Below are 25,322 nucleotides of genomic sequence, written 5' to 3'. Positions count from 1 at the left end.
TCTCCGAACTCTCGCCTCAGGTTGGTGAAGTCAGGGACGCCGCGCAGGGTCAGCCCGCGAAGCCTGGCGTTCGGCCTGTCGACACCGGGTTTGCAACCGCCGTCACGATGCCGGGTGGCTTCATGGCGCCCGAAGCCATGCCGCTCATCACGCCGGTGATGGGTACGCCCATCGGCCCGAGCTTGGCACCGGCTGCCTGGATCGCCATGCCGGTTGCAGCCTGGCTTGCCTGACCCAGAAGCGCCTTGGCGCCGCCCTGCTGGAGCGCCTGGGCCGCGCCCACGGCCTGCTGCGTGACGCCTGCGGCCTGGGTGACCTGGTTCAATGCGCTCGCGGCCTTGCTGCCCATGCCTGCTACACCCGCGAGGGCGCCTGCGGCGCCACCCGCCGAACCGGTCAAGCCGGCAACGCCGCCCATCAGACCCGAGATTCCGGACACCCCGCCGCCTGCTCCGTTGGCCGCGGCGCCCGTCGCGCCCTTCGCCTTCCAGTCCTCGGGCGTGCCGTAGTAGCTGCCCTCTTCCCAGGGGTCGCGAGGGTCCTTGCCGAACGTGACCTTGGCAGTGCCGATGGGCAGGCCCGAAACCGTCGCGAAGCCGTTGCGGTCGAAGGTGCCGGCATGCGTGCCGCCTTCGGAGTCGACCACGGTGAAGTCGCCTTGCGCCACGCCCTGCCGCTTTTCGCCGCTCGGCTTGATGTACTGGTGATACAGGTCGAGCTGCCCCTTCGGCACCTGCGGCGGATTGGGCAGCGCGGGCTTGCCATCGTTGGCGGGCCCTACGAGGCTGTGCACCGCGGCGTGCTCGCGCCAGGTGCCGGAGGTGCCGTGCTCGATGCCGCCCGAGCTCCAGCGGCTGTAGCTCGAGCCACCGTTGATCACCACCTCTTCCTTCGCCTGGATGGTGATCTTGTTGGCCGTCTGCGTGATGTTGAGCTTGGCCAGCACGTTGACGCTGTCCTTCAGCGCCTTGATGTCGATGTCCGCACCTGCCGCCACCAGCCGCATGCCGGCCTTGGCGGCGAACATGCGGATCGCGCTCTGCACGCTCACCAGCATGCTCTTGCCCGCGCTCACGCTCGTGTGGCCGCCGCTGGTGAGCGCGCTGTGCTCGTTGCTCACGATGTGCGTCGAGCCCTGCGCCACGGTCTGCAGGCCCTTGGCGCTGGCCAGTGTCAGGTGCGACTCCTGGAACTCGGGGAAATCGCCCTGCTCGCGATTGCCGCCCTGGCCCTTGATGGCGTCGTTCTGCTCCTTGATGCTCGTGGCGACTTCGTCCTGGTCGCCAGCTTCATGGGCCTGCGCGCCCTGCGCCAGTCCGCTCAGGCCTTCGTGCAGATCGCGGGCCTGCGTGAGACGGCCCACCGTCTCGCCCATGTCGGTGGCGTGCGCCTGCGCATTCGGCCGGGCCTCGGTCGTCACCAGCAAGCCCTTGCCTGAACGCAGCACCCCGTGCCCATCGGTACGAAGCTCGAAGCCCTGCCCGCGCGACTCCTTGCGCCCCGCCGTGTCCTCGATCCGCCCGATGTGTCCCACGCTCAGCTGGCTGGACTGGTGGTCGCTGCGCAACTGCGCCTGGATCTTGCCCTGCGTGTCGTCCAGCACGAGGTGGTTGCCGCGCCCGCCTCCAAGCTCCCTGCTGCGGATGCCCGACAGGTGCTTCTGCCCGGGCAACTCCCACGATGGCATGGTGTCTGCGTTGTGCACGCAACCGGTGACGATGGGGTAGTCGGGGTCGCCGTTGAGGAAGTCGACGATCACCTCCATGCCGATGCGCGGCACGCTGGTCATGCCGAAGGTGGCGCCGGCCCACGCGGTGGACACGCGCACCCAGCAGCTGGAGTTCTCGTTGTCCTGGCCGATGCGGTCCCAGTGGAACTGCACCTTGATGCGACCGTACTGGTCGGTCCATATCTCTTCGCCCGCCGGGCCCACGACCATGGCGGTCTGCGGGCCGCGCGTGCGCGGCTTGGCAGTGGTACGCGGCGCGCGCCATGCGTAGCTGGTGGGCTGGGCCTCGAAGGCGAAGCGCTGCACGGAGCCCTCGGTGCCCTCCACGCCTTCGCTGGCCTGCAGGTTCTCCTGCAGGTGGTAGCTCACGCCCACGAGCAGGTACTGCTGGTTCTGGTCGGCCTTGGGGTGGCCCGTCAGGCGCAGGGTGTGGCCGGTGGCCAGCTCGCGCAGGTTGGCACGGCCGGTGACGCGGTTGCGCTGGCTGAGCTGCTCTTCGCTGCGCAGGCGCGCGTAAGTTTCGCCGTCGCCATGCTGCACGAAGCCGCCGGGCCATTCGTACTGCTCGTAGGCGTCGTGGTCATGTCCGGGCGGCATCTGCCGCAGGTGCGAGAGCTCGGCCTTGGGCTTCTCGAAGTCGTAGTCGTCGTTGTAGTGATGGCCCGAGCGCACCTCCTCGGCGATCTCCCATGCGTAGATGCGCTCGCGCTGTCCCATGCCGGACTTCTCCAGCGGGTGGTAGCGCACCTCCTCGCCGCCGGGCAGCGGGCTGTGGGAGTTGACGATGTCGTCGGCGAACACCAGCACGTGCTGGCTGGCCTCGTGCCTGAAGTGGTAGTAGATGCCTTCGAGTTCGCACAGGCGCGAGACGAAGTCGAAGTCGCTCTCGTGATACTGCACGCAGTAGTCCCAGCGCCGGTAGTCGCCTCGGCTGAGCTTCTGTTCGATGGGGTGGCCGTAGCGCCCGAGCACTTCCATGACGATCTCGGGAACGCTCTTGCCCTGGAAGATGCGGAAGTCGCTGCGCCGCGTGGCCAGCCAAAGCCAGGGGCGCAGGCGCAGGCGGTAGAAGGAGTGGCGCGCGTCCTCCTGCTGCAGGCCGAACCGGGTGGCGATGCCGCCCAGGTAGCGCACGCCGCCTTCGGTCTCCACCGACACGTTGCAGGCCTTGCCCAGCAAGCTCTTGGGGTCGATGGCGTTGCTGTTGCCCAGCAGTTCGACGTCGAAGGCGTACAGCTGGCTCAGAGCCTCCCGGCCTACCAGCTGGCGGAATTGCAGTGCCTCGCCTGCCGGCGTCTCGATATTGACGCGCCGGGTCATTGCGCCTCGGCTTGCAGATAAGACAAATCGCCTAATTGAAATTCAATTGATAAGAATATTGTTTGCAAATTGAGCTGCATGCTCACCTCCCCGATGCATATTTTCACAATTATTCTAAGTGTTGATTTATCGTAAGAACCAATGCGAAAAATAGACGATTCGCCAAATCAACATAAAGTTCGCAATCCGTGGCTGCCAGTTTCCAAAGTCACACCGGCGAGATTCGAATGAATTACGAAGCCCGAAACAGCCATCGGGCAATTGAGGCCATGCCCCGTCTGCTAGCACATTCCGGGCAAAGGGTTTGATCGTGATTGGCGATCTGGTCGAAATACTCAGAAGCCAGCCCGAAATAGCGCTATTCCTCGTGCTCGCCATTGGCTATGCGGTCGGCCAGATCCGTTTCGGCCCTATTCAGCTCGGTGGCATCTGCGGCACATTGATTGCCGCCCTCGTCGTCGGCCAGCTCGGTATTCATGTCGACGACAGCGTGAAGAACGTGTTCTTCATGCTTTTCATCTTCGCGCTCGGCTATGCGGGCGGGCCGCAGTTCTTTGCCAATCTCGATGCCAAGGGGCTGCGGATCGGGCTCCTGTGCCTGGTCGAGGTCGTGACGGTACTCGTGCTGGTGCTCGGCGCCACCTTCTTCCTCTCGCTCGACCAGGGCACCGCCGCGGGCCTGATGGCGGGCGCGGCCACCGAATCGGCCGTGGTCGGCACCGCAACCGACGCCATCTCCAAGCTCGCGCTGTCGCTCGCGGACATCCGGCAGCTGCAGGCCAACGTGGTCACGGCCTACTCCATCACCTACGTGTTCGGGCTGATCGCGATCGTGGTGGTCACGAGCCAGGTCTTTCCGCTGCTGTTGCGCGTGGACCTGCGCGCCGAGGCCGACCGCCTCTGGAAGACGATGGGAGGCGGCGATGCCGATCCCGACGCCGCCAGCGCCACGCCCGAGATGATCGGCCGCGTGTTCCTGGTCACCGTGGGCCGAGGCCGCACCGTCGGCGAGCTGACCTCGATCTTCGGCGGCCGCGCCAGCATCGAGCGCGTGGTCCGGCGCGGGCAGAGCCTGGCCGTCGATCCGACGCTGCGCCTGCAGCCCTTCGACCAGGTGCTCGCCATCGGACGGCGCAGCGTGCTGGTGAACGTGGCCGAGTTGCTGGGCCGCGAGTTCGCCAACACCACGGCCTTCGATGCCGTCGTCGAAACCACAGAAGTCGTGGTCAACCAGCGCGAATGGTTCGACCGTGAACTGCACGAGCTGCAGCACGCACCGCTACCACCGGGCGTGCAGATCGTCGGCCTGACCCGCGACGGCAACGCCATGCCGCTGCTGCACGACGTGAAGCTGCAGCGCGGCGACGTGCTCAAGCTCTACGGGCCGGTGCTCGACGTGGCCCGGGCTCTGCCGCTGATCGGCGACCGCGTCGTCGAATCCACGCACAGCAACATCAGCTACGCGGCCATGGGCATCCTGCTGGGAGTGTTCATCGGCGGCTTCAGCGTCAAGCTCGGCGGCATTCCGTTCTCGCTGGGCACGGGCGGCGGCGCGCTGCTCACAGGCCTGGTCTTCGGCTGGTACCAGTCGAAGAACCCGCACCGGCTGAGCGTGCCACCCGAAGCGCTGGCGCTGATGAAGGACCTGGGCCTGGCCACGTTCATCGCCTGCGTGGGTCTCGCCTCGGGGCCACAGGCGCTGGCGCTCGTCAAGAAGTTCGGCGTTGCCTTGCCGCTGGTCGGCGTGGCCGTCGCGGTGGTGCCGGCCAGCATCTCGCTGTTCGTCGGACACCGGCTGCTCAAGCTCGAGGCCCCTGTGCTGCTGGGCGCCATCGCGGGCCAGCAGTGCAGCACGCCCGCGCTCAGCGCGGTGCAGAACGCCGCCGGCAACGCGACGCCGCTGTTGGGCTACACGATCACCTATGCAATTTCGAACGTGGTGCTGCCGCTGATGGGCCCGCTCATCGTGGCATTGGCCGGGCTGGTGGCGCACGCGGCGAAATGAGCCTGGACGAGAAAGACATCGGCAAACCGAAAGGACCCTGACTCATGGAATGGCTGCACGAACTCTTCAAGAAGTCGCCGGAGATGGCGCTCTTTCTCTCGCTGGCGGTCGGCTACTGGATCGGCAAGATCAAGTTCGGCAAGTTCCAGCTCGGCGGCGTGGCGGGCTCGCTGCTGGTGGCGGTGGTGGTGAGCCAGGTCGGCGTGCAGGTGGACGCGGGCGTGAAGGCCGTGCTCTTCGCGCTCTTCATCTACGCGGTGGGCTTCGAGAGCGGGCCGCAGTTCTTCAGTTCGCTCGGCAGGCAGTCGGTGAAGGAGATCATCCTGGCCGCGGTGATGGCGGCCACCGGCCTTGCCACGGTAGTGGTCATGGCCAAGCTGTGCGAGCTCGACAAGGGCCTGGCCGCGGGCGTGGCGGCGGGCGGGCTCACGCAGTCGGCCATCATCGGCACGGCGGGCGACGCCATCGGCAAGCTCGGTCTCGATGCCGCCGAGACAGCGCGGCTGCAGGCCAACGTGGCCATCGGCTATGCGGTGACTTACGTGTTCGGTTCCTTCGGCGCGATCATCGTGTGCGTCAACATCCTGCCGAAGTTCATGGGCCGCACCATCCGCGACGACGCCATCGCGGCCGAGACTGCGCAGCAGGCCGGCGTGAAGGTGCTGGGCCCCGACCAGGAAGAAGCCGCGCCCTCGCTGGTGGGCCGCATCTACGAGCTCGTGGCCGACCCTAAGCGCACGATCGCCGACATCGAGAACGCGAACCCGGCCACCACCATCACCATCGAACGCGTGAAGCGCGACGGCAAGTTCGTCGAGGTGCGGCCCGAACTCATGCTGCAGCAGGGCGACATCGTGCTCGCCGTCGGCCGGCGCGACGCGGTGGTGGCCAGCGCGCCGCTGCTGGGCAAGGAGGTCTACGGGGTCGACGGCATGGAGCTCACCATGCAGAAGCGCGAGATCGTTCTGACCAACAGGGAGTTCGACCAGAAGACGGTCAACGAGATCCGCAAGGCCACCGCCGGCGGCGTGCGCCACGGCATCTTCGTGGTGCAGATCAGCCGCATGGGCAAGGTGCTGCCGATGAAGCCCGACACCGTGGTGCAGACCGGCGACCTGGTCTCGATCTTCGGTGCCGAACAAGACGTGAAGCGCGTGGCCGCCGTCGTCGGCGACGTGATCGTGCCCAGCGCGAAAACCGACTTCGTCTACCTCGGCGCCGGCCTCGTCGTGGGGCTGCTGGTCGGACTGCTGAGCGTGAAGATCGGCAGCATCCCGCTCACGCTGGGCGCGGGAGGCGGCGCGCTGCTCTCGGGCCTGCTCTTCGGCTGGTACCGCGCGAAGCGGCAGACCTTCGGCGCCCTGCCCCCGAGCGCGGTGCAACTGTTGAAGGACCTGGGCCTGGCGGGCTTCGTGGTGGTGGTGGGGCTGTCTTCCGGCCTGCAGGCGGTGCAGACCATCAAGCAGCTGGGCCTGACCATCTTCGGCGTGGGCGTGGTCGTGACCATCGTGCCGATGCTGCTGACCATGCTGTTCGGCCGCTACGTGCTGCGCTACGGCAACGTGGCCATATTCGCGGGCGCGCTGAGCGGCTCGCGCAGCGCCAACCCGGCCTTCGGCGAAGTACTCGACAAGGCCGAGAACTCCATTCCCACCGTGCCCTTCGCCATCACCTATGCGCTGGCGAACGTGTTCCTCACGCTGCTCGGCCCGCTGATCGTCGCGCTCGTTTGAACGCGACAGACGACCTTCCTTCTTTTCCCATCCATTCAACCAGGAGCATCCAATGGATTTCAGCGACGTGAAAAAACTCGGCGGCTTGAGCCCCTTCGAACTGAAGGATGCCCTCATCCAGGTCGCCCGGCAGAGCGACCGGCTGATGCTGAACGCGGGACGCGGCAACCCGAACTTCCTGGCGACCACGCCGCGCCACGGCTTCTTCCAGTTCGGCCTCTTCGCGATGACCGAGAGCGAGCGTTCCTACATCTACATGGAGGGCGTGGGCGGCTTCCCGCAGCGCGAGGGCATCGAGGCGCGCTTCGAGATCTTCACCAAGTCGCACGAGGGCGAGCCTGGCGTGCGCTTCATCGAGGCGGCCGTGTCGTACGTGCGTGACCAGCTCGGCCTGTCGGCCGGCGACTTCATCTACGAGATGTGCGAGGCCATCCTCGGCTGCAACTACCCGGTGCCCGACCGCATGCTGCGCCTGAGCGAGATCATCGTGGGTAAGTACATCCACAAGGAGATGATCGGCACCTACCCCTTCGTGGGCACCTTCGACATGTACGCGGTGGAAGGCGGCACGGCCGCCATGACCTACCTGTTCAACAGCCTGCGCGAGAACCACCTGCTGCAGGCCGGCGACACCATCGCGCTGGGCATGCCGATCTTCACGCCGTACATCGAGATTCCGCACCTGAACGACTACCAGCTCATCGAGACGCTGATCGACGCGCCGTCCGAGAACAACTGGCAGTTCACCAGAAAGGAACTGCAGAAGCTGCTCGACCCCAAGGTCAAGGCATTCTTCCTGTGCAACCCGAGCAATCCGCCGTCGGTGAAGATCAGCGACGAGGTGCTGGGCTACATCGCAGACATCGTGAAGCAGCGGCCCGACCTCATCATCCTCACGGACGATGTGTACGGCACCTTCGCGGACAACTTCCGCTCGCTCTTCGCGATCTGCCCGCACAACACGATCCTGGTGTACTCGTTCTCCAAGTACTTCGGCGCGACAGGCTGGCGCATGGGCGTGGTAGCCACGCACGACGACAACATCATCGACCGCAAGATCGCGCAACTGCCCGAGGCCAGGCTGAAGGAGCTGGACGCGCGCTACAGCTCCATCACCACCGAGCCGCGCAAGCTGAAGTTCATCGACCGCCTGGTGGCCGACAGCCGCACCGTGGCTCTGAACCACACGGCCGGCCTCTCGACGCCGGTGCAGGCGCAGATGGTGATGTTCTCGCTGTTCTGCCTGATGGACGAACCCGAGGCGTACAAGAAATCGATGAAGCGCATCGTCCTTCGCCGCAAGGAAGCGCTGTACCGCGAACTCGGCCTGCCGCTGGAAGTGGACCCCAATTCGGTCAGCTACTACCACCTGCTCGACCTGCAGGAGATCGCAACGCAGATGCACGGCGAACGTTTTGGCAAATGGATCGTGACGAAGCTGCAGCCTAACGAAGCCCTATTCCGCATCGCAGAGGAAACCAGCATCGTGCTGCTGCCGGGGCGTGGCTTCGGCGGCAAGCACGCGTCGGGGCGGGTGTCGCTGGCGAACCTCAACGAATACGACTACGCGAACATCGGGCGGTCGCTGCGGAAGCTGGCTTCGGAGTACTTTGCGATGTTCGAGAAGGAGAACGGCAAGGGTGCCGTGAAGGCGGAGAAGACGGCAAAGGCGGGGAAGGCCGGCAAGAAGAAATAGGAGACGAGCCGGCCTTCCCGCATCACGGATAGCGGGAAGGTCGGGGGCTCTGCTTAGGTCGGCTTGCGTGCCGTGAGCCACTGGGCCGGAGTCAGCGCTGCGGCCACGACGCGGACTTCGCCGATGTTGCCGAAGAAGCCGTCCCCCCGCACGAGATTCCATGAACCGCCACCCACGACCCACTGCGAAGTGGCCGAGAGGGTCGCCAGCCCCTTGGCCGCTGTGACGTTGCGCAGCACCGGTGCGCCCTCTACATACATGGTCGTATCGTAGGACACCGGGTCGTTGACAACTGCTATGTGGATCCAGCGGTCGGCAATCACCTCGCCCGACCAGTTGGTCTTTGCATTGGGCCCGGCGGGGCTCGGAACTACCTCCCACTGCACCTCACGCAAGCTCGAAATGGCAAACAACATCGGCGGCGCATCGCCATCGCCCGCGTAGCCGGGTAGATCACCGCTGCGTCCGTCGCGCGTCATGATGTTCATCCAGGCGTTGTTGTCGGAGGTCCAGGCTTTATCGATCTTGATGAACGCCTCGATGGTGTACCCGTTCTCCAGCGTCTGTGCATTGATCGGCGCCGCAGCTTCGGTGAGGAAATAACTCAGGCGCGGCGTGTTCTTGTTGGTGTTCAGGAAACGCACCGAGCCAGGAGCAGCCGAAAGGTAATGGCGATCGTCCGTCCACACGATGTCACCATCGGTAGCGCCCACGACGGCGCCCTGGTTGAGCGCGTCGCGGTGCAGCGGGTTGTTGCCCGTGACGTCTGCAATGACAGCACCGGGCAGCACAGGCTGGTTGGCCGTACCGCCGAAGAAGCGCCAGTGCGCCAGCGTGTTCGCGACCTTGGGGTAGTCGTCCGAGTTCGCGGCGGGCCGCTGCGCGACCGTCGCCGGCTCCTTGTAGTTCGCAAGGATCATCGCGCGGGCCTTGTCCACCAGCGAGCCTTCGATAGTGGCACTGCCGGTGCCGAAGCTCTTGTTGAAGCCCGAGAAACGCTGCGCGAAGTCCATGTCGATGGTGAAGGCTTCGTTGGCGGTGGTGAGCACCGCCTGGTCGAAGCTGTTGAGCGTGGCCGCCGGCTTCTGCGGAACCCACGGCGAGAACGACAGCACCTTGATCTTCTTGTTGGTCAGGTCGAACTCGTATAGGCGCATCAGGCCGTTGCCGCCCTGGTAAGCCATCTGGTAGTCGACCACCATTTCCTCGACCTTGTGGCCGAAGTCGTTGATCTTCGAAAGGTGCGCCGCGCCATGGTGGTGGCCGTTGAGCGTCATGAAGATCTGGTCGTTGTCGCGGATCAGCTTCTCCCACAGCATCTTGCCGTAGTCGGTTTCGAGCGGACTCGTGCCGTCGGGCGCGATGTTGAGCAGCTGGTGGTTCACCAGGATCACCGGCAGCGTCGGGTTCTTCCTGATCACCTGGCGGGCCCACGCGATGCCGGCATCGGAAATGCGCCACGACAGCGACAGCACCATGAACTTCTGGCCCTGCGCCTCGAACACGTGGTATTCGTGGAAGCCGCTGGTGTCGCGCTCGCCGAAGGTGGCCTGCTTCTTCGCTCGCTCCGTGCCGAACCACTGTATGTAGGGCTCGGTGGCCGGGGTACGGTCCTTATCGGTGCCGCCGACTGAATCGACGCTGTAGTCGACATCCCTCAGCACGTCGTGGTTGCCGGCCAGCACGCTGTAGGGCAGCTTCGCGTCTTCGAGGATCTTCATGGCGGCATCGGCCACCTTCCACTGGTCGGGCTTTCCGACCTGGTCGACCACGTCGCCGAGGTGGATGGTGAACGGGATGTTCAGCCCCTTGGCGTTGTCGGCGATCCACTTCGTCTGCGCGGCGAAGGGAGCGCTGCCGAAGCGCTTGTTGTACTGGTCGCTCTCGGCCACCGTGGCGTAGCGCGCATAGAACTGCGTGTCGGGCATCACTGCGATCGAGAAGCTCGATATCTTGGCTGCGGCCGCCGGAGGAGCGGGCGTTGCCGCAGGTGCGGGTGCGGGAGCCGGGGCAGGCGTCGAGGCCGGGAACGGACCAAGGGCCGGCCCATCGCTGCCGCCACCACCGCAGGCCGCAAGCAAGGCTCCGCTGCTGCCGACCGTGAGAAGCGAAGCTCCGAGCTTGAGCACCTGCCGGCGCGGCGGCGTGTTGTTGTCGTTGTTCTGTTCGGAAGCGTTCGATGCGGCAGGAGCAAGGAGGCGCGGCGTGCGTGCGCCGCGCGAGTCGTCTGAAACGGACATGGAAATCAGGAGAAAGGATTACGGAGCGCGCAGCGTAAAAATTCGCGGTGACGTGGGCATGTAAGGCCCATGACACTTTGCCGGGAGATCAGGTCAGGCCCTGACCGCGCGCTCCATCCGATCCAACTTCATCACCCGCCACGCACATGCACTGCCAAGCACCGCCAGCAAGGCCGCAGCTGTAAACATCGTGCGATATCCAAAGGCCTGCGCGACTGCGCCACCGAGCAGAACACCCAGCACGCCACCGAAGCCATAGCCGATAACCGTAAACAGCGCCTGCCCGCGCCCGCGCAGATGACCAGGGAATCGCCGCGACACCACCGCGATGCAGGTCGTGTGATGCGCCGCGAAACTCAGTGCATGAAGCCACTGCGCAAGGATGAGCGCAGCGATCCATCCGCCCAGGCCCGCGGTCAGCCCGAGCCGCGCGACGGCCGCGATGCCGCACACCAGCATCCATCGCGGCATCGGCATCAGGCCGATGAGCCGGCCCTGCAGGAAGAACCACACGATCTCCGCCACCACCGACAGCGCCCACAGCAGCCCGATGGTGCTCTTGCCGTAGCCGATCGAATCGAGATACAGCGAGAAGAACGCGTACACCGAGAAGTGCGACATCACCTGGAAGAACAGTGCCGCGAAGAACCACTGCACCGAGGGGTTGCGCAACACCGGCCCGATGGGCTCCTTCACCGCGTCGTGCGCAGCGGGTGGCTCTCGCACGTCGGGCAGCTTCATCGTAGCGATCAGCACGATGGCCAGCGTGCCCGCAGCCCATGCTGGAAAGTGCTTCATGCCGAAGCGGTCGAACCACTCGCCCGCCACGAACACCGTGAGCAGAAAGCCCGCCGAGCCGCAAAGCCGGATGCGCCCGTAGCGCCCCCAGTCGCCGGCCACGAGCTGCGCCATCGCTGCCTCGGTGAGCGACATCATCGAGCTGGTGTGGGTGAACATCACCAGCAGCACCAGCGCAAGCCACCACGCCCCGCCGTGCCACCACAAGCCGAAGGAACTGACCAGCGCCACCGCCGCGCTGAAGCGCAGCAGCTTCACGCGCTGCCCCGTGTGGTCGCTGAGCGCGCCCCATGCATAGGGCGCGAACACGCGCGTGATCGACTGCACCGACGCCAGCAGGCTGATGGTGAAGATCGGCAGCCCCAGGTCCTTCAGCCAGAGCGGCAGGTAGGGGTTGAAGAAACCGATGTGCGCGAAATAGCTGGCCGAAAGGCCAGCGAACGCCAGCAGGTGGCCGCGTTTGGCGGCGGCCACTGGTGGCGGCGCGGGCACTAGAGGAAGGACGCCTGCGGCGACGCGGCTTCTGTCTTGCTGCCCAGCGGGCCCTGAGAAACATCGCCGCACTGGGCGCGGTTGCGCAGCGCGTGCTCGATCACCACCAACGCCAGCATCGCCTCGGCGATGGGCGTGGCGCGGATGCCCACGCACGGGTCGTGGCGGCCCTTGGTGACCACCTCGACGGGGTTGTTGTGGATGTCGATGGACTGGCGCGGGCTGATGATCGAGCTGGTGGGCTTGATCGCGATGGTCACTTCCAGGTCCTGCCCCGAGCTGATGCCGCCGAGGATGCCGCCCGCGTTGTTGGTGACGAAGCCTGTGGGCGTGATCGAGTCGCCGTGCGTGGTGCCGCGCTGGGTGACGCTGTCGAAGCCTGCGCCGATCTCGACCGCCTTCACCGCGTTGATGCCCATCATGGCGTAGGCGATCTCGGCGTCGAGCTTGTCGAAGAGCGGCTCGCCCAGGCCCACCGGCACGTTCGAGGCGCTCACGCGGATGCGCGCGCCGCACGAATCGCCCGCCTTGCGCAGGCGGTCCATGTAGTCCTCCAGCGCACTCACGTCGGCGATGGGGGCGAAGAAGGGGTTGTTGGGCACGTGGTCCCAGCTCTCGAAGGGAATGGCGATCTCGCCGATCTGCGTCATGCAGCCGCGAAAGACCATGCCGTACTTCTCGGCCAGCCACTTCTTGGCGACCGCGCCGGCGGCGACCATGGGTGCAGTCAGCCGCGCCGAGGAGCGCCCGCCGCCGCGGGGGTCGCGAATGCCGTATTTCTTGAAGTAGGTGAAGTCGGCGTGGCCCGGGCGGAACTGCTGGGCGATCTGGCCGTAGTCCTTGCTGCGCTGGTCGGTGTTCTGGATCAGCAGCGCGATGGGTGTGCCGGTGGTCTTGCCTTCGTACACGCCCGAGAGGATCTGCACGGTGTCGGGCTCGTTGCGCTGGGTGACGTGGCGGCTGGTGCCGGGACGGCGGCGGTCCAGGTCGCCCTGGATGTCAGCCTCGCTGAGTTCCATGCCCGGGGGGCATCCGTCGATGACGCAGCCGATGGCCGGGCCATGCGACTCGCCGAAATTGGTGACCGCGAAAAGAGTTCCGAAGGTGTTGCCGCTCATGGCGGGGATTATCCCGCCAAAGCGCTCCCCTCTCAGTTGGTCGTGTTTTCGAGGCGCTTGGACAAGGCCGCCACCTGCAGTTCGATGGCAAAGAGCCGCTCGTTCAACACGGCCGTCTGGAGCCGGATCGCCTCGATGAGGGCCTTGGTCTGCGGGTCTGGGGCCTTGTCGCCGAGTTCGGCCAGGTCGTGCAGCTTCTTGCGCAGTTCGTTGCTCATGGAAGGCTCCGGTGGTCGCGTCGTGGAAGCCCCAGTATGGGGTTTCGTCAGCGCTCCGGCAATGCGGCGGCACCCGGGGAATCCACGGGGAGTGCCTGCCCTGCCCCACCCGCCCCACGCAGCCGGATCGCCACCAGCCCGGCCACGAAAAGCAGCACTGCCGCGCAGACGCCCGCCGTGAGCCGCATGCCCCGCATCAGGGCATCGCGGCCCGCGTCGAGCAGTTCCACACCCGCACTGCCGCCGATCTGCCCGGCCAGCGCGACCGCTCCGCCCAGCGTGCTGCGGGCGGCTTCAACCTCCGAAGTACCCGCCAGCTCCGCGGGCACGGCATCGGCCATGGTGCCGCGGTAGATGGCCGCGCCGATGGCGCCGAGGATCGCGATGCCCAAAGCACCGCCGAACTCCGAGCTGGTCTCGGAAATCGCGGAGGCCACGCCCGCGCGCTCCGGCGGCGCACTGCCCACCACCAGGTCGGTCGCCAGCGTGAACACCGGTGCCAGCCCGAGCGAGGAGACGACCGCGCTGCCCACCATCCAGGCCAAACCGCCCTGCGATGGCAGCACGGCCAGCATGCCGAACCCCAGCGCAGCCACCGCCAGCCCGCCGCCCATCACGAAGGCCGGACGCATGCGCCGCACCAGCGCCGGAACGACCATGGAGCCGACGATGAACGCCCCGGCCCCCGGCATGCTCCAGAGGCCGGCATGCAAAGGCGACAGGCCCAGCACCAGCTGCACGTACTGGGCGTTGTAGAGGAAGATGCCGAACATCACGAAGCAGGCCAGCATGTAGGCGCCGAGCGAAACGGTGAAGGCCGGCAGGCGGAACAGGCCCAGGTCGATCATGGGGTTGGCCAGCCGCTTCTGACGGCGCACGAACACCCAGCCCAGGGCCAGGCCCAGCGCGATCGACAGCGAGGGCACCACGTCCGGCCCGTGCTCGGCAATCTGCTTGACGCCGTAGATCACCGGCAGCACCGCCCCCAGCGAGAGCGCCACGCTGGCAAGGTCGAGCCCCGCCGCCTCAGGGTCGCGGTATTCGGGCAGCAACAAGGGCCCGAGCACCAGCAGCAGCACCATCACCGGCACGCCGATCAGGAACACCGAGCCCCACGGAAAAAACTGCAGCAGCACGCCGCCCAGCACCGGGCCGATGACGGCACCGGCCGAGTAGCTCGAAATCCACACGCCGATGGCGATGGTGCGCTGCGCCGGGTCGAGGAACATGTTGCGGATCAGCGAGAGCGTGGACGGCGCCAGCGTCGCGCCCGCCACGCCGAGCAGCGCCCGCGTGGCGATGAGCATGTTGGCGCTGGTCGAGAAGGCCGCGAGCACCGAGGCGACGCCGAATGCCGCCGCGCCGATCAGCAGCAGGCGCCGCCGGCCGATGCGATCGCCCAGCGTGCCCATGGTGACCAGCAGCCCGGCCACGAAGAAGCCGTAGATGTCGACGATCCACAGCAGCTGCGAGGCCGTGGGCCTGAGCTCTTCGCTGATCGACGGGATCGCGAGGTTCAGCACCGTGAGGTCCATCGAATAGAGCATGCAGGGCAGCGCTATGACGGCAAGGCCGGTCCATTCGCGCATCGTGGCGCGGGCCGGTGGCGGCGTGTTCTTCATTCGTTCCATCGAGAAAGGTCTCAGGCGGCGAGGCTCAGCCAGCCTTCCAACTTGACGAGCGCGCCGGTCCAGCCATGGTTGTGGGCATCGCGCGCGGCTTCGTCGAAGAACTGCTCGTGCAGCAGCACCAGCTCGCAGCCCTCGGCATCGGGCTCGATGCGCAGGGTGACGCGCGACTCGCGCTGCGGCGTGCTGCGCCAGGCCCAGCTGAAGACCAGCTTGCGGTTCGGAACGATTTCGAGATACGTGCCGCTCACGTCGTGCGTTTCGCCGTCATTGGCAAGCATGGCGACGCGGAAGCGGCCGCCCACGCGCAGATCGACTTCGGCGATCGGCACCGAGACGATTTCGTCGGGGCCGAACCAGAGCCTCAGCGCTTGCGGGTCGGTCCACGCGCGCCAGACTTTGTCGGGCGAGACGCGGTAGTGCCGCCTGAGGGTGAGCGAGGGGCGCTCTGAGTCGCCGGCGGAAGGGTTCTCCATTCGGTCTCCTCCTGGTGATAGAGAAAGCGCGCCAGTGCATCGAGGCGCCCGGTCCAGAACTTCTCATAGCGGGACAACCACACGGCGGCCTCCTGCATGGGCCGGGGCGACAGCTCGCAGCGCACGATGCGGCCCTCCTTCGTGCGAGAGATCAGGCCCGCGTCTTCGAGCACGCGCAGGTGCTTCATGAAGCCGGTGAGGGACATGTCGTGCGGCCCGGCCAGTTCGGTCACGCTGAGGCTGCGCTCGCCAAGGGTTTCGAGCACGGCGCGCCGCGTGGAATCGGAGAGCGCGGCGAAGACTGCGTCGAGGGTGTCGGCGTCGGGTTGGGTGGTTGACTGAACCATGCGGTTGAGTATCTGGAAGGCCTGCAGGCCCGTCAAGCAGCGCTTCCCCAAAGCCCCTTCGTGCGACCATTCATCCTGAATCATCGACAGGCAAAGGCCCCTCCAATGACCGAACTGCGCCAACCATATCCTCCGATCGAACCGTACGAAAGCGGCATGCTCGACGTGGGCGACGGCCACCGGATCTACTACGAGCGCTGCGGCACGCCCGGTGCCAAGCCGGCGGTGTTCCTGCATGGCGGCCCCGGCGGCGGCATCTCGCCGGAGCACCGGCGCCTCTTCGATCCGGCACGCTACGACCTGACACTCTTCGATCAGCGCGGCTGCGGCCGCTCGCTGCCGCACGCCGGCCTGGAGGCCAACACCACATGGCATCTGGTCGCCGACATCGAGCGCCTGCGCGAGCGCGCCGGTGTCGACAAGTGGCTGGTGTTCGGCGGCTCCTGGGGCTCGACGCTCGCCCTCGCCTACGCCCAGAAACATCCCGAACGCGTGAGCGAACTGGTGCTGCGCGGCATCTACACCGTGACCCGGGCGGAGCTCCGGTGGTACTACCAGTTCGGCGTGTCGGAGATGTTCCCCGACAAGTGGGAGAAGTTCCAGGCGCCCATTCCGGAGGCCGAGCGCGGCGACATGATCGCCGCCTACCGCAAGCGGCTCACCGGCGACGACCCGGTCGCACGCATCGAGGCGGCGCGCGCCTGGAGCGTGTGGGAGGCCGAGACCATCACGCTGCTACCCAGCCCGGCGATTGCCGCGGCGCATGGCGAAGATCATTTCGCGCTGGCCTTCGCACGGCTGGAAAACCACTACTTCGTGCACGACGCCTGGCTGGAAGAAGGCCAGCTGCTGCGCGACGCGCACCGGCTGCACGGCATCCCCGGCGTGATCGTGCACGGCCGCTACGACATGCCCTGCCCCGCGCGCTACGCCTGGGCACTGCACAAGGCCTGGCCCCAGGCGGAGTTCCATCTGATCGAGGGCGCGGGGCACGCCTACTCGGAGCCCGGCATCCTCGACCGGCTGCTGCGCGCGACCGACGGTTTCGCAAGCCGCTGAATCGCTCGCAGCCGGCCCAGCCCGGGAACGCTTTATGCGTGTTGCACCGCAACACCCACCACCTGCGAAGGAGCGCCCCATGCTGGACCGTACCGCCACCCAGTTCTCCCACGTGAAGCCTGGCGACACCGAGTTCGTATCGGGTGGTTTGCGTGACTTTTTTCTCTATCGCGACCTGGGCATCGCCGAAGCCACCAACGGCAAGGTGATCGCGCATCTGGTCAAGGCCAACATGGCACCGGAAACGGGCACCGGCTGGCACCGCCATGAGGCGGACTTCCAGATCGTGATCATGGTCAAGGGCTGGGCCCGCTTCATGTACGAAGACAAGGAAACGCTGGTCGAGGCCGGCGACGTGGTGCACCAGCGCCCGGGCATCCGGCACTTCCTGTTCGACTACTCGCCCGACATGGAGTACCTGGAGATCGTCTCGCCTGCGGACTTCAAGAGCGTCGACGTGGAGCCGGTGTGCGAGGTGCCGGCGCCTACGCCCTGGAAGTGAAACCGGGTCGATCGCCCGGAAGACGGCAGGCCTGAAGCCGACGGCAGAAAACCTGTCTTCCACCTGACCTCCACGGTAAAGAAGGCAAGCTGTCTCCTCAGCCAGACACCAGGGGCAAGCAAGCCACAAACGAGAGTCATTCGCAGCCAGAATCCCGGCCGGTGGTGCTTTTGTCCGCACCTTCCGAGATTCGACGATGACCAGCACCTCACTTCCCTCGCGTCGCCGCACGCCGGTCGCACTTGCCCTGATCGGCCTGTGCGCCTCTCCCCTTCCCGCCGCCTTCGCCCAGCAGCAACAGCAGCAGCCGCCACGACAGGAACAAGCCGCCCAGTCCTCCCCCGTGCCCGGCACCTCGGTCCCCGGCACGCTGCGTGAAGTGCAGGTCCAGGGCGCCCAGGACAAGGACAGCTTCGGCGCCAACGCGTCCTCGCTGAGCCGCCTGCCGGCCGACCTGCGCGATGCGCCGCAGTCCATCACCGTGATCAACCAGGCGGTGATGCAGTCGCAGGGTGCGACCTCGCTGGCGAGCGCGCTGCGCAACGTGCCGGGCCTGACCATCGGCGGCGCCGAGGGCGGGCAGATCGGCACCAACATCAACCTCAACGGCTTCTCGGCCCGTACCGACATCTACCTCGACGGCGCCCGCGACCGCGCGCAGTACTACCGCGACACCTTCGCGCTCGAGTCGGTCGAGGTGCTGATGGGCCCCTCGTCGATGCTGTTCGGGCGCGGCTCCACCGGCGGCGTGATCAACCAGGTCACGAAGAAGCCCTCGCTCACGCCCTCGGGCGAAGTCTCGGTGTCGGCGAGCACTACCGGCCTCGTGCGCTCCACGGTCGACATCAACCGCCCGCTGTCCGACACCTCGGCCTTCCGCATCGCCGCAATGGGCCAGCAGGGCGACGCCAGCACGCGCGAGCAGACCAAGCTGAAGGACTTCGGCCTCGACGCCTCGCTGAAGTTCGGCATCAACACGCCCACGCAGGTCACGCTCTCGGCGCTGGTGCAGCACAACCGCGACCAGCCCGACTACGGCCTGCCGCCGCTCAACGGCCATCCGGTGAAGGTCGACCGCGACACCGCCTACGGCTTCAGCGACGACCGCACCATCTCCGACATCCAGGCCTTCAGCGCGGTGGTGCAGCACAAGCTCACGCCCGACACCTCGATCCGCAACCAGACCCAGTACAACGACGTGACGACCGACGCGCGCGAGACCGCGCCGCAGAGCATCGGCACGCTGTCGTCCAAGGGCGTGTTCACGCCCTTCTCCACCGGCACCACGGCCGTGCCGGCGGCCGCGTTCTCCTCGCTGCCGCTGAGCAGCCTCTGGGTGCGCCAGCAGAGCCACGACCGCACGATCCACGACAAGTCGCTGTTCAACCTGACCGAGCTCAACACGAAGTTCGACACCGGCTCCGTCAAGCACACGCTGCTCGCGGGCCTGGAGCTGGGCCACGACACCTACTCCAACCAGGCCTACTACCGCAACGGCACCTGCGCGGGCGTGGCACTGAACCCGGCGAGCGGCACCAGCGGCTACGCGACCTGCTCACCGCTGCTCGCGCCCTACCAGGGCAACACGCCGAGCACCGCGCCCTCGCTGCCCGGCAATCTGGCCACCGCGAGCGCGACCACCGTCGCCGGCTACGTGAACGACACCATCGAGCTGAGCCCGCAATGGAAGCTGGTGGCAGGCGTGCGGCAGGACCACTATCGCGCGAGCATCTACAACAGCATTCCGACCGCGACCACACTCGCCTCCGAAAGCCAGACCGTCGACTTCACCAGCGTGCGCGCCGGCGCGATCTGGCAGCCGACACCGGAGCAGTCGTACTACGTGTCGTACAGCACCTCGTTCAACCCCTCGCTCGAGCAGCTCGTGGCCACCACCGGCGCCACGCAGCCGCTGCCGCCGCAGAAGAACAAGGCCTACGAACTCGGCGGCAAGTGGGACTTCAACGACGGCAACCTCTCGCTGACCGCCGCCGCCTTCCAGATCACGCAGACGAATGCACGCTCGCAGAACAGCGACGGCACTTACAGCGCGACCGGCACCGTGCGCGTGAACGGCGCGCGCGCGGGCGTGGCGGGCCGCGTGACCGACAAGCTGCAGCTCTTCGGCGCCTACACGCACCTGGACGCGACCATCGTCGACGGCATCGCGCCCGGCACGCTCGGCAAGGTGCCCGCCAACACGCCGAAGGACGCGGCCAGCCTGTGGGCCACCTACGCGATCACGCCCGAGTGGGAGATCGGCGGCGGCACCACCTACAGCGCGAAGCGCTTCGCCAACAACACCGACCTCGTGCAGGTCGGCGGCTACGTGCGGCTGGATGCGATGCTCGCTTACCATCAGCCCAAGTACGACATCCGGCTGAACCTGTTCAACCTGGCCAACCGGCACTACTACGACGCGCTGATCCCCTCGGACGGCGGCCGCGCGGTGCCGGGCTCGGGCCGCGCCGCCACGCTGTCGTTCACCTACCGGCTCTGAGGTCCGCAGGAGCATTCGAGAGAAAGACACGCCATGCTGGTCTGCATTCCCGGCATCCTCGACCGCGAGGCGCTCGCATCGATCCGCTCGCGCCTGGAAGCTGCCGGCGACGCGTGGGTCGACGGCCGTGTCACCGCGGGCCACCAGGGCGCACCGGTCAAGTTCAACCAGCAGATCGACGAAGCCTCGGCGGTGGCGCACGAGTGCCAGTCCATCGTGGCGAGCGCGCTCGAACGCCATCCGACCTTCATCAGCGCGGCGCTGCCGAACCTGCTGTACCCGCCGATGTTCAACCGCTACAGCGAGGGCATGCGCTTCGGCCTGCACGTGGACGGCGGCGTACGCATCGACCCGCGCACCGGCCGCAAGCTGCGCACCGACCTCTCGGCCACCATCTTCCTGTCGGAGGCCGACAGCTACGACGGCGGCGAACTGCAGATGGAAGACACGCACGGCATGCAGACTGTGAAGCTCTCGGCCGGCGACATGGTGCTCTACCCCGCCACCAGCCTGCACCAGGTGACGCCCATCACGCGCGGCGTGCGCGTTGCATGCTTCTTCTGGGTTCAAAGCCTCGTGCGCGACGCCGGGGACCGCGCGCTGCTCTTCGACATGGACAACGCCATCCAGCGCCTCAACCAGAGCGGCGCGGACGAATCGGCGCGCCGCACGCTCACGGGCACGTATCACAACCTGTTGCGGAAGTGGAGCGACACCTGAGTCCTTAAACTCTCCCGGCTCACCAGATCCATAACAACCGAGGAGAGAGAACTTGCGTATTCAAACCGCTCGCCTGACGGCCGGCGTGCTGCTCGCGTGCGCCGCTTTCGTGGCGCAAACCAGCCAAGCCGCATCGCCGACCACCACCCCGCCCGCTCCATCAACCCAGGCCTCGACCGCCAGCTCGCTCGAAGCCGAGCAGGACGCCGCATTCAAGGCCGCCAAGGCCGTGCAGAAAGTCGGCCCCGTCGACATCGTTCTGCGCGATCAGGCCCAACTGCACCTGCCCGCCGGCTACGTGTGGGTGCCGACGCCCGCCGCCGCGCAGCTCATGCGCAGCATGGGCAACCGCACCGACGACACCTTCATCGGCGCGATCTTTCCCGCCGACGACGCCGACTGGATGGCGGTGGTGAAGTTCGTGAAGGAGGGCTACATCAAGGACGACGACGCCAAGGACTGGAACGCCGACGACCTGCTCAAGAGCCTGAAGGAAGGCACCGAGGCCGCGAACGAGGAGCGCGCCAAGCGCGGCATCCCTTCCATCGAGGTCACGGGCTGGGCACAGAAGCCGCAGTACGACTCCACCTCGCACCGCCTCGTGTGGTCGGCGCTGTCGCAGCGCAAGGGCAGCACCGACGGCAACCAGGGCGTCAACTACAACACTTACGCGCTGGGCCGCGAGGGCTACCTGAGCCTGAACCTCATCACCAACGCGAAGGACCTCGACAAGTACAAGCCCGACGCGAGTAAGCTGCTCGGCGCGATCCAGTACGACGACGGCAAGAAGTACGCCGATTTCAACTCGTCCACCGACAAGGTCGCCGCCTACGGCCTGGCCGCGCTGGTGGCCGGCGCGGCGGTGAAGAAGCTGGGCCTGTTCGCGATCATCGCGGCCTTCCTCGCCAAGTTCGCGAAGCTGGCGGTGGTGGCCGGCGGCGCGGCGCTCTGGGGCATCGCGAAGCTGTTCAAGCGCAACGGCTGACGCGGGCGGCGCTCAGGTTCCGGTGAACCTGGGCGTGCGCTTCGCCACGAAGGCGGCCACGCCTTCCCGCGCATCCGCGCTGCCTGCCCGCTCGCGCAGCAGCTTGTGCTCCAGCGCCAGGTGCTCCTCGAAGGGCCGTGCCGGCGCACCGGCGCACAGCGTCTTGATGCCGGCGAACGATGCGCTGGCGCCGTTCGCAAGCCGCGCGGCGAGCGCGTCGGCGGCCGCCCCAAGCTCGGTGTCGGGGTAGATCGCATCGACCGCGCCCCATGCCAGACAGCGCTGGCTGTCGATGGCATCGCTCAGCATCAACAACTGCTGCGCACGCACCGGCCCCACGCGGCGCGCGAGAAAGTACGAGGCGCCCGCGTCCGGCGACAGCCCGATGGCCGCATAGCCCGTGCGCAGCTTCATCGATTCGGCGGCGAGCACGAAGTCGCCGCACAGCGCCAGCCCCACGCCCGCGCCGCCTACCGAACCGTTCACCGCGACGACCAGCGGCGCCGGGTTGTTCGACAGGCGCAGCAATGCCGGATGCAGGCGGTCGAGGATCTCGTCGACCAGCGCAGGCAGCGCTTCGCCCGCCGCCACGAACTCGCCGATGTCGCCACCGGCGCAGAACACGCGGCCCTCGCCGGTCAGCAGGATGGCGCGAGGCTTGCCCGCCAGCACTTCGTCGATGGCCCGCACCAGCGCCCGGCTGCTGCGGGCCCCGATCGCATTGGCGCGCTCGGGCCGCTTCAGAACGATGCGGCCAATGCCCTCCTCCACGCCCCAGGCGATGCCTTCGCTGAGTTCCATGCTCAGATGCCCGTGAGCCCGCCGCTGCACATCAGCGTCTGGCCGCTCACGTAGTCCGACTCGGGCGCGCACAGCAGGTACACCGCGCCAGCCGCTTCCTCTGGCGTACCGCCGCGTCCCAGCGGAATTGACTGCTCCATCATCGCCAGCAGCCCCGGGTTGATGCCCACCTTGATCTCGCGCCCCTCGATGTTCGCGGTGGCCGCCTCGGCGGTACTGGCGGTGAGGCGCGTCTGGATGAAGCCGAAGGCCACGCAGTTGACCGTCACGTTCATGCGGCCCCATTCCTTGGCCAACGTCTGCGTGAGCCCGACGATGCCCGCCTTGCCCGCCGCATAGTTCGCCTGACCCGCGTTGCCGAACAGCCCCGCCACCGACGAGATGTTGACCACCTTGCGCACCACGCGCCGGCCCGCCTCGGTCTCGGCCTTCGACAGCGCGCGGATCACCGGCTGCGCCGCCCGCAGGATGCGAAACGGCGCGGTCAGGTGCACGTCGATCATGGCGTACCACTGCTCGTCGGTCATCTTCTGCACCACGCTGTCCCAGGTGTAGCCGGCGTTGTTGACGATGATGTCCAGCCCCTTGAACTCGCTCACCGCAGTGCCGATGAAGCGCTCCGCGAAGTCCGGCGCGGCCACGCTGCCAACGCAGGCTACGGCCTGGCCACCTGCGGCGCGAATGGCCTGCACGGTTTCTTCCGCCGGCTCCGCGTCGAGGTCGTTGACGACGATGCGCGCGCCTTCCGACGCGAGCTTGAGCGCGATGGCCCGGCCGATGCCGCGGCCCGAACCGGTGATGAGGGCGACCTTGCCGTCGAGCTTGAGTGTCATGTCTGCGTTCTTTCCTTGTTGGTGTGAGTCCTCAGCGCAGCGCGACCAGCGCCTCGCCGGCGATGCGCGTCTGCCCGTATTGATTGGCGCTGTGCACCTCCACGCGCACGCAGCGCTCGCCTTCGTGCTCCAGCTTCTCGACCACGCGGCCGCCGCAGCGCACCGCGTGGCCCAGATGCGTGATGCCCTGGAAGCGCACGTCGAAGCGGCGCAGCTGCGACTGGGGCGCCCACTGCGTGAGCAGCCGGCCCAGCCAGGCCATGCCCAGCATGCCTTGGGCGAACACGTCGGGCATGCCGGACTTGCGCGCGAAGTCGGTGTCGATGTGAATGGGGTTGTGGTCGCCGGAGGCGCCTGCGAAGAGCGCGAGCGTGGTGCGGTCCACGGGCGGCAGCTGCAGCGCGGGCAGTTCGTCGCCGACGTTCACGGCGTCGTAGGTCGGTGCATTCATCGGTTCGGGCTCCGTCCTCAGTGGCGGCAGACGATCACCGAGCGCAGCTCGGCCACCAGCTCGTCGCGCTGGTTGGTGGCGCGCGAGGTCTTGACGACGAATTCGAGCGCGCCGTTCTTCTTGTCGTAGATGTCGGTGATGGTGGAGCGCACCGTCACCGTGTCGCCCACGCAGGCTGGCTTGTGGTAGCTGAAGCCCTGCTCGCCGTGCAGCAGCTTCGACAGCGGAATGCCCAGGTCGGCCAGCAGCCGGTCGGACGCGCCCGAATCGAGCTCGGCCGCGAACAGGAAGGTCGGCGGCGCGGGCAGGTCGGGGTAGCCGGCATCGCGCGCGGCGGCGGCATCGGTGTAGACGGGGTCGGTCTCGCCGATGGCCTTGGCGAAGAACTGCAGCCGGCTGCGCTCGATGGGCAGCACCGAGGGCGGCAGCTCGTGGCCGATCCATTTGCGGTCGATCATCTGCGGCCCTTTCTCTCAGACCCGCTCGTAGAGCGTGACCACGCAGGCACCGCCCAGTCCGAGGTTGTGCTGCAGCGCGAGGCGCGCGCCCTCCACCTGCCGCTTGTCGGCCGTGCCGCGAAGCTGCTGTACCAGCTCCGTGCACTGGGCCAGGCCCGTGGCGCCCAGCGGATGCCCCTTCGACAACAGCCCGCCCGACGGATTGGTGACGACCTTGCCGCCGTAGGTGTTGTCGCCATCGACCACGAACTTCTCGGCGCCGCCCACCGGGCACAGGCCCAGCGCCTCGTAGCTGATGAGCTCGTTGTGCGCGAAGCAGTCGTGCAGCTCGACCACGTCCACGTCCTGCGGGCCGACGCCTGCCGCGTCGTACACCTTCTGCGCGGCCTCCTGTGCCATGCTGAAGCCGACCACCTCGCGCATGTCGCGGCTCTCGAAGGTGATGGGGCGGTCGGTGGTCATGGCCTGTGCCTTGATGCGCACGCTGCGGTCCAGTCCGTGGCGCTCGGCGAAACGGGGCGAACAGACGACGGCGGCTGCCGCGCCGCAGGTGGGCGGGCAGGCCATCAGCCGCGTCATCACGCCGGGCCACATGACGGGCGCGGCCATGACCTCCTCCTCGGTGACGACGGTGCGGAAAAGCGCCACCGGATTGTTCGACGCGTGGCGGCTGGCCTTGGCGCGGATCTTCGCGAAGGTCGACATCTGCGTGCCGTACTGCTGCATGTGCGCCAGCCCGGCGCCGCCGAAGTAGCGCAGCGCGAGCGGCACCTGCTCGTTGCCGACCAGCTCGTCGGTGATGTTCTCGAAGTGGTCGAAGGGGCTGGGCCGGTCGTTGAACACCGCGCCGAGCGCGCCGGGGCTCATGTGCTCGAAGCCCAGCGCCAGCACGCAGTCGGCCGCGCCGCTGGCGACCGCCTGGCGTGCGAGGAACAGGGCCGTGGAGCCGGTCGAGCAGTTGTTGTTGACGTTGACGACCGGAATGCCCGTCATGTCGACCTCGTACAGCGCACGCTGCCCCGCGGTGGAGTCGCCGTACACGTAGCCCACGTAGGCCTGCTGCACCAGCTCGTAGCCGATGCCGGCGTCCTTCAGCGCGGCATTGGTGGCCTGCGCTGCCATCTGGGGATAAGGCTGGTTCGCGCCCGGCTTGGTGAACGGGATCATGCCGACCCCGACCACATGAACGTCTTGACTCATGAAAGGCTCCTTG

General features: G+C 67.0%; 21 protein-coding genes. 8 read left to right on the top strand and 13 right to left on the bottom strand.

Annotated features, from left to right (window positions below; all coding sequences use genetic code 11):
* Window positions 1-49 precede the first annotated feature (49 nt).
* Window positions 50-3,049: a type VI secretion system Vgr family protein gene (locus tag AC1VNX_RS13625; protein ID WP_483157161.1), complete on the bottom strand. Its 3,000-nt coding sequence runs from the start codon at window positions 3,047-3,049 to the stop codon at window positions 50-52.
* A gap of 310 nt (window positions 3,050-3,359) precedes the next feature.
* On the opposite strand from AC1VNX_RS13625, the gene aspT (AC1VNX_RS13620) reads away from it, so the two are divergent.
* Genes aspT (AC1VNX_RS13620) through AC1VNX_RS13610 form a run of 3 tightly spaced genes read left to right on the top strand, consistent with a single transcriptional unit; the run spans window position 3,360 to window position 8,483 of the window.
* Complete coding sequence (gene aspT / locus AC1VNX_RS13620; protein WP_483157160.1) at window positions 3,360-5,054, top strand: aspartate-alanine antiporter; 1,695 nt, start codon at window positions 3,360-3,362, stop codon at window positions 5,052-5,054.
* 44 nt (window positions 5,055-5,098) lie between these two features.
* A complete protein-coding gene (gene aspT / locus AC1VNX_RS13615; protein ID WP_483157159.1) occupies window positions 5,099-6,787 on the top strand; it encodes an aspartate-alanine antiporter in 1,689 nt (562 codons plus the stop codon).
* Window positions 6,788-6,839: 52 nt separating this feature from the next.
* Window positions 6,840-8,483 (top strand): bifunctional aspartate transaminase/aspartate 4-decarboxylase, encoded by a 1,644-nt coding sequence (locus AC1VNX_RS13610; RefSeq protein ID WP_483157158.1) that lies wholly within the window; start codon window positions 6,840-6,842, stop codon window positions 8,481-8,483.
* Window positions 8,484-8,536: 53 nt separating this feature from the next.
* Here the strand turns inward: AC1VNX_RS13610 and AC1VNX_RS13605 are convergent, their stop codons facing one another.
* From AC1VNX_RS13605 to AC1VNX_RS13575, 7 genes are all read right to left on the bottom strand, one after another.
* Window positions 8,537-10,723 carry a LamG-like jellyroll fold domain-containing protein gene (locus tag AC1VNX_RS13605; protein WP_483157157.1) on the bottom strand — a complete coding sequence of 729 codons (2,187 nt, stop codon included), beginning with the start codon at window positions 10,721-10,723 and terminating at the stop codon, window positions 8,537-8,539.
* A gap of 93 nt (window positions 10,724-10,816) precedes the next feature.
* Complete coding sequence (locus tag AC1VNX_RS13600; protein ID WP_483157156.1) at window positions 10,817-11,995, bottom strand: MFS transporter; 1,179 nt, start codon at window positions 11,993-11,995, stop codon at window positions 10,817-10,819.
* Window positions 11,996-12,012: 17 nt separating this feature from the next.
* Window positions 12,013-13,131: a chorismate synthase gene (gene aroC, locus AC1VNX_RS13595; protein WP_483157155.1), complete on the bottom strand. Its 1,119-nt coding sequence runs from the start codon at window positions 13,129-13,131 to the stop codon at window positions 12,013-12,015.
* 32 nt (window positions 13,132-13,163) lie between these two features.
* Entirely contained in the window at window positions 13,164-13,349 is a 186-nt protein-coding gene (locus AC1VNX_RS13590) for a hypothetical protein (RefSeq protein ID WP_483157154.1), read from the bottom strand.
* A gap of 47 nt (window positions 13,350-13,396) precedes the next feature.
* Window positions 13,397-14,980 carry an MFS transporter gene (locus AC1VNX_RS13585; protein ID WP_483157153.1) on the bottom strand — a complete coding sequence of 528 codons (1,584 nt, stop codon included), beginning with the start codon at window positions 14,978-14,980 and terminating at the stop codon, window positions 13,397-13,399.
* 11 nt (window positions 14,981-14,991) lie between these two features.
* Window positions 14,992-15,453: an SRPBCC family protein gene (locus AC1VNX_RS13580; protein WP_483157152.1), complete on the bottom strand. Its 462-nt coding sequence runs from the start codon at window positions 15,451-15,453 to the stop codon at window positions 14,992-14,994.
* Window positions 15,342-15,800 (bottom strand): ArsR/SmtB family transcription factor, encoded by a 459-nt coding sequence (locus AC1VNX_RS13575; protein ID WP_483157151.1) that lies wholly within the window; start codon window positions 15,798-15,800, stop codon window positions 15,342-15,344. Before AC1VNX_RS13575 ends, AC1VNX_RS13580 begins: the two co-directional genes overlap by 112 nt.
* A 105-nt stretch (window positions 15,801-15,905) precedes the next feature.
* On the opposite strand from AC1VNX_RS13575, the gene pip reads away from it, so the two are divergent.
* The 5 genes from pip (at window position 15,906) to AC1VNX_RS13550 (ending at window position 21,566) form a co-directional block, all read left to right on the top strand.
* On the top strand, window positions 15,906-16,859 hold the full coding sequence (pip, locus tag AC1VNX_RS13570; RefSeq protein ID WP_483157150.1) for a prolyl aminopeptidase: 954 nt from the start codon (window positions 15,906-15,908) through the stop codon (window positions 16,857-16,859).
* Window positions 16,860-16,938: 79 nt separating this feature from the next.
* On the top strand, window positions 16,939-17,361 hold the full coding sequence (locus tag AC1VNX_RS13565; protein ID WP_301511418.1) for a cupin domain-containing protein: 423 nt from the start codon (window positions 16,939-16,941) through the stop codon (window positions 17,359-17,361).
* A 196-nt stretch (window positions 17,362-17,557) separates the two neighbouring features.
* Window positions 17,558-19,861 carry a TonB-dependent receptor gene (locus tag AC1VNX_RS13560; RefSeq protein ID WP_483157149.1) on the top strand — a complete coding sequence of 768 codons (2,304 nt, stop codon included), beginning with the start codon at window positions 17,558-17,560 and terminating at the stop codon, window positions 19,859-19,861.
* Between the two features lie 33 nt (window positions 19,862-19,894).
* Window positions 19,895-20,581 carry a Fe2+-dependent dioxygenase gene (locus AC1VNX_RS13555; RefSeq protein ID WP_483157148.1) on the top strand — a complete coding sequence of 229 codons (687 nt, stop codon included), beginning with the start codon at window positions 19,895-19,897 and terminating at the stop codon, window positions 20,579-20,581.
* A gap of 52 nt (window positions 20,582-20,633) precedes the next feature.
* Window positions 20,634-21,566 carry a DUF2167 domain-containing protein gene (locus tag AC1VNX_RS13550; protein ID WP_483157147.1) on the top strand — a complete coding sequence of 311 codons (933 nt, stop codon included), beginning with the start codon at window positions 20,634-20,636 and terminating at the stop codon, window positions 21,564-21,566.
* Window positions 21,567-21,578: 12 nt separating this feature from the next.
* On the opposite strand, the gene AC1VNX_RS13545 is transcribed toward AC1VNX_RS13550, so the two are convergent.
* Genes AC1VNX_RS13545 through AC1VNX_RS13525 form a run of 5 tightly spaced genes read right to left on the bottom strand, consistent with a single transcriptional unit; the run spans window position 21,579 to window position 25,309 of the window.
* Window positions 21,579-22,367, bottom strand: a complete 789-nt coding sequence (locus AC1VNX_RS13545; protein WP_483157146.1) for an enoyl-CoA hydratase-related protein — start codon at window positions 22,365-22,367, stop codon at window positions 21,579-21,581.
* A 2-nt stretch (window positions 22,368-22,369) separates the two neighbouring features.
* Window positions 22,370-23,200 carry an SDR family NAD(P)-dependent oxidoreductase gene (locus tag AC1VNX_RS13540; protein WP_483157145.1) on the bottom strand — a complete coding sequence of 277 codons (831 nt, stop codon included), beginning with the start codon at window positions 23,198-23,200 and terminating at the stop codon, window positions 22,370-22,372.
* Window positions 23,201-23,231: 31 nt separating this feature from the next.
* Complete coding sequence (locus AC1VNX_RS13535) at window positions 23,232-23,651, bottom strand: MaoC family dehydratase (protein WP_483157144.1); 420 nt, start codon at window positions 23,649-23,651, stop codon at window positions 23,232-23,234.
* A 17-nt stretch (window positions 23,652-23,668) separates the two neighbouring features.
* Window positions 23,669-24,109 (bottom strand): MaoC family dehydratase N-terminal domain-containing protein, encoded by a 441-nt coding sequence (locus tag AC1VNX_RS13530; protein WP_483157143.1) that lies wholly within the window; start codon window positions 24,107-24,109, stop codon window positions 23,669-23,671.
* Between the two features lie 15 nt (window positions 24,110-24,124).
* Entirely contained in the window at window positions 24,125-25,309 is a 1,185-nt protein-coding gene (locus tag AC1VNX_RS13525) for a lipid-transfer protein (RefSeq protein WP_483157142.1), read from the bottom strand.
* Window positions 25,310-25,322 lie beyond the last annotated feature (13 nt).

The sequence above is a fragment of the Variovorax sp. TLI9-5A genome, assembly GCF_056867935.1.
Note: the sequence above shows the minus strand (reverse complement) of the source record. Positions and strands in the feature narration are given on the sequence as shown.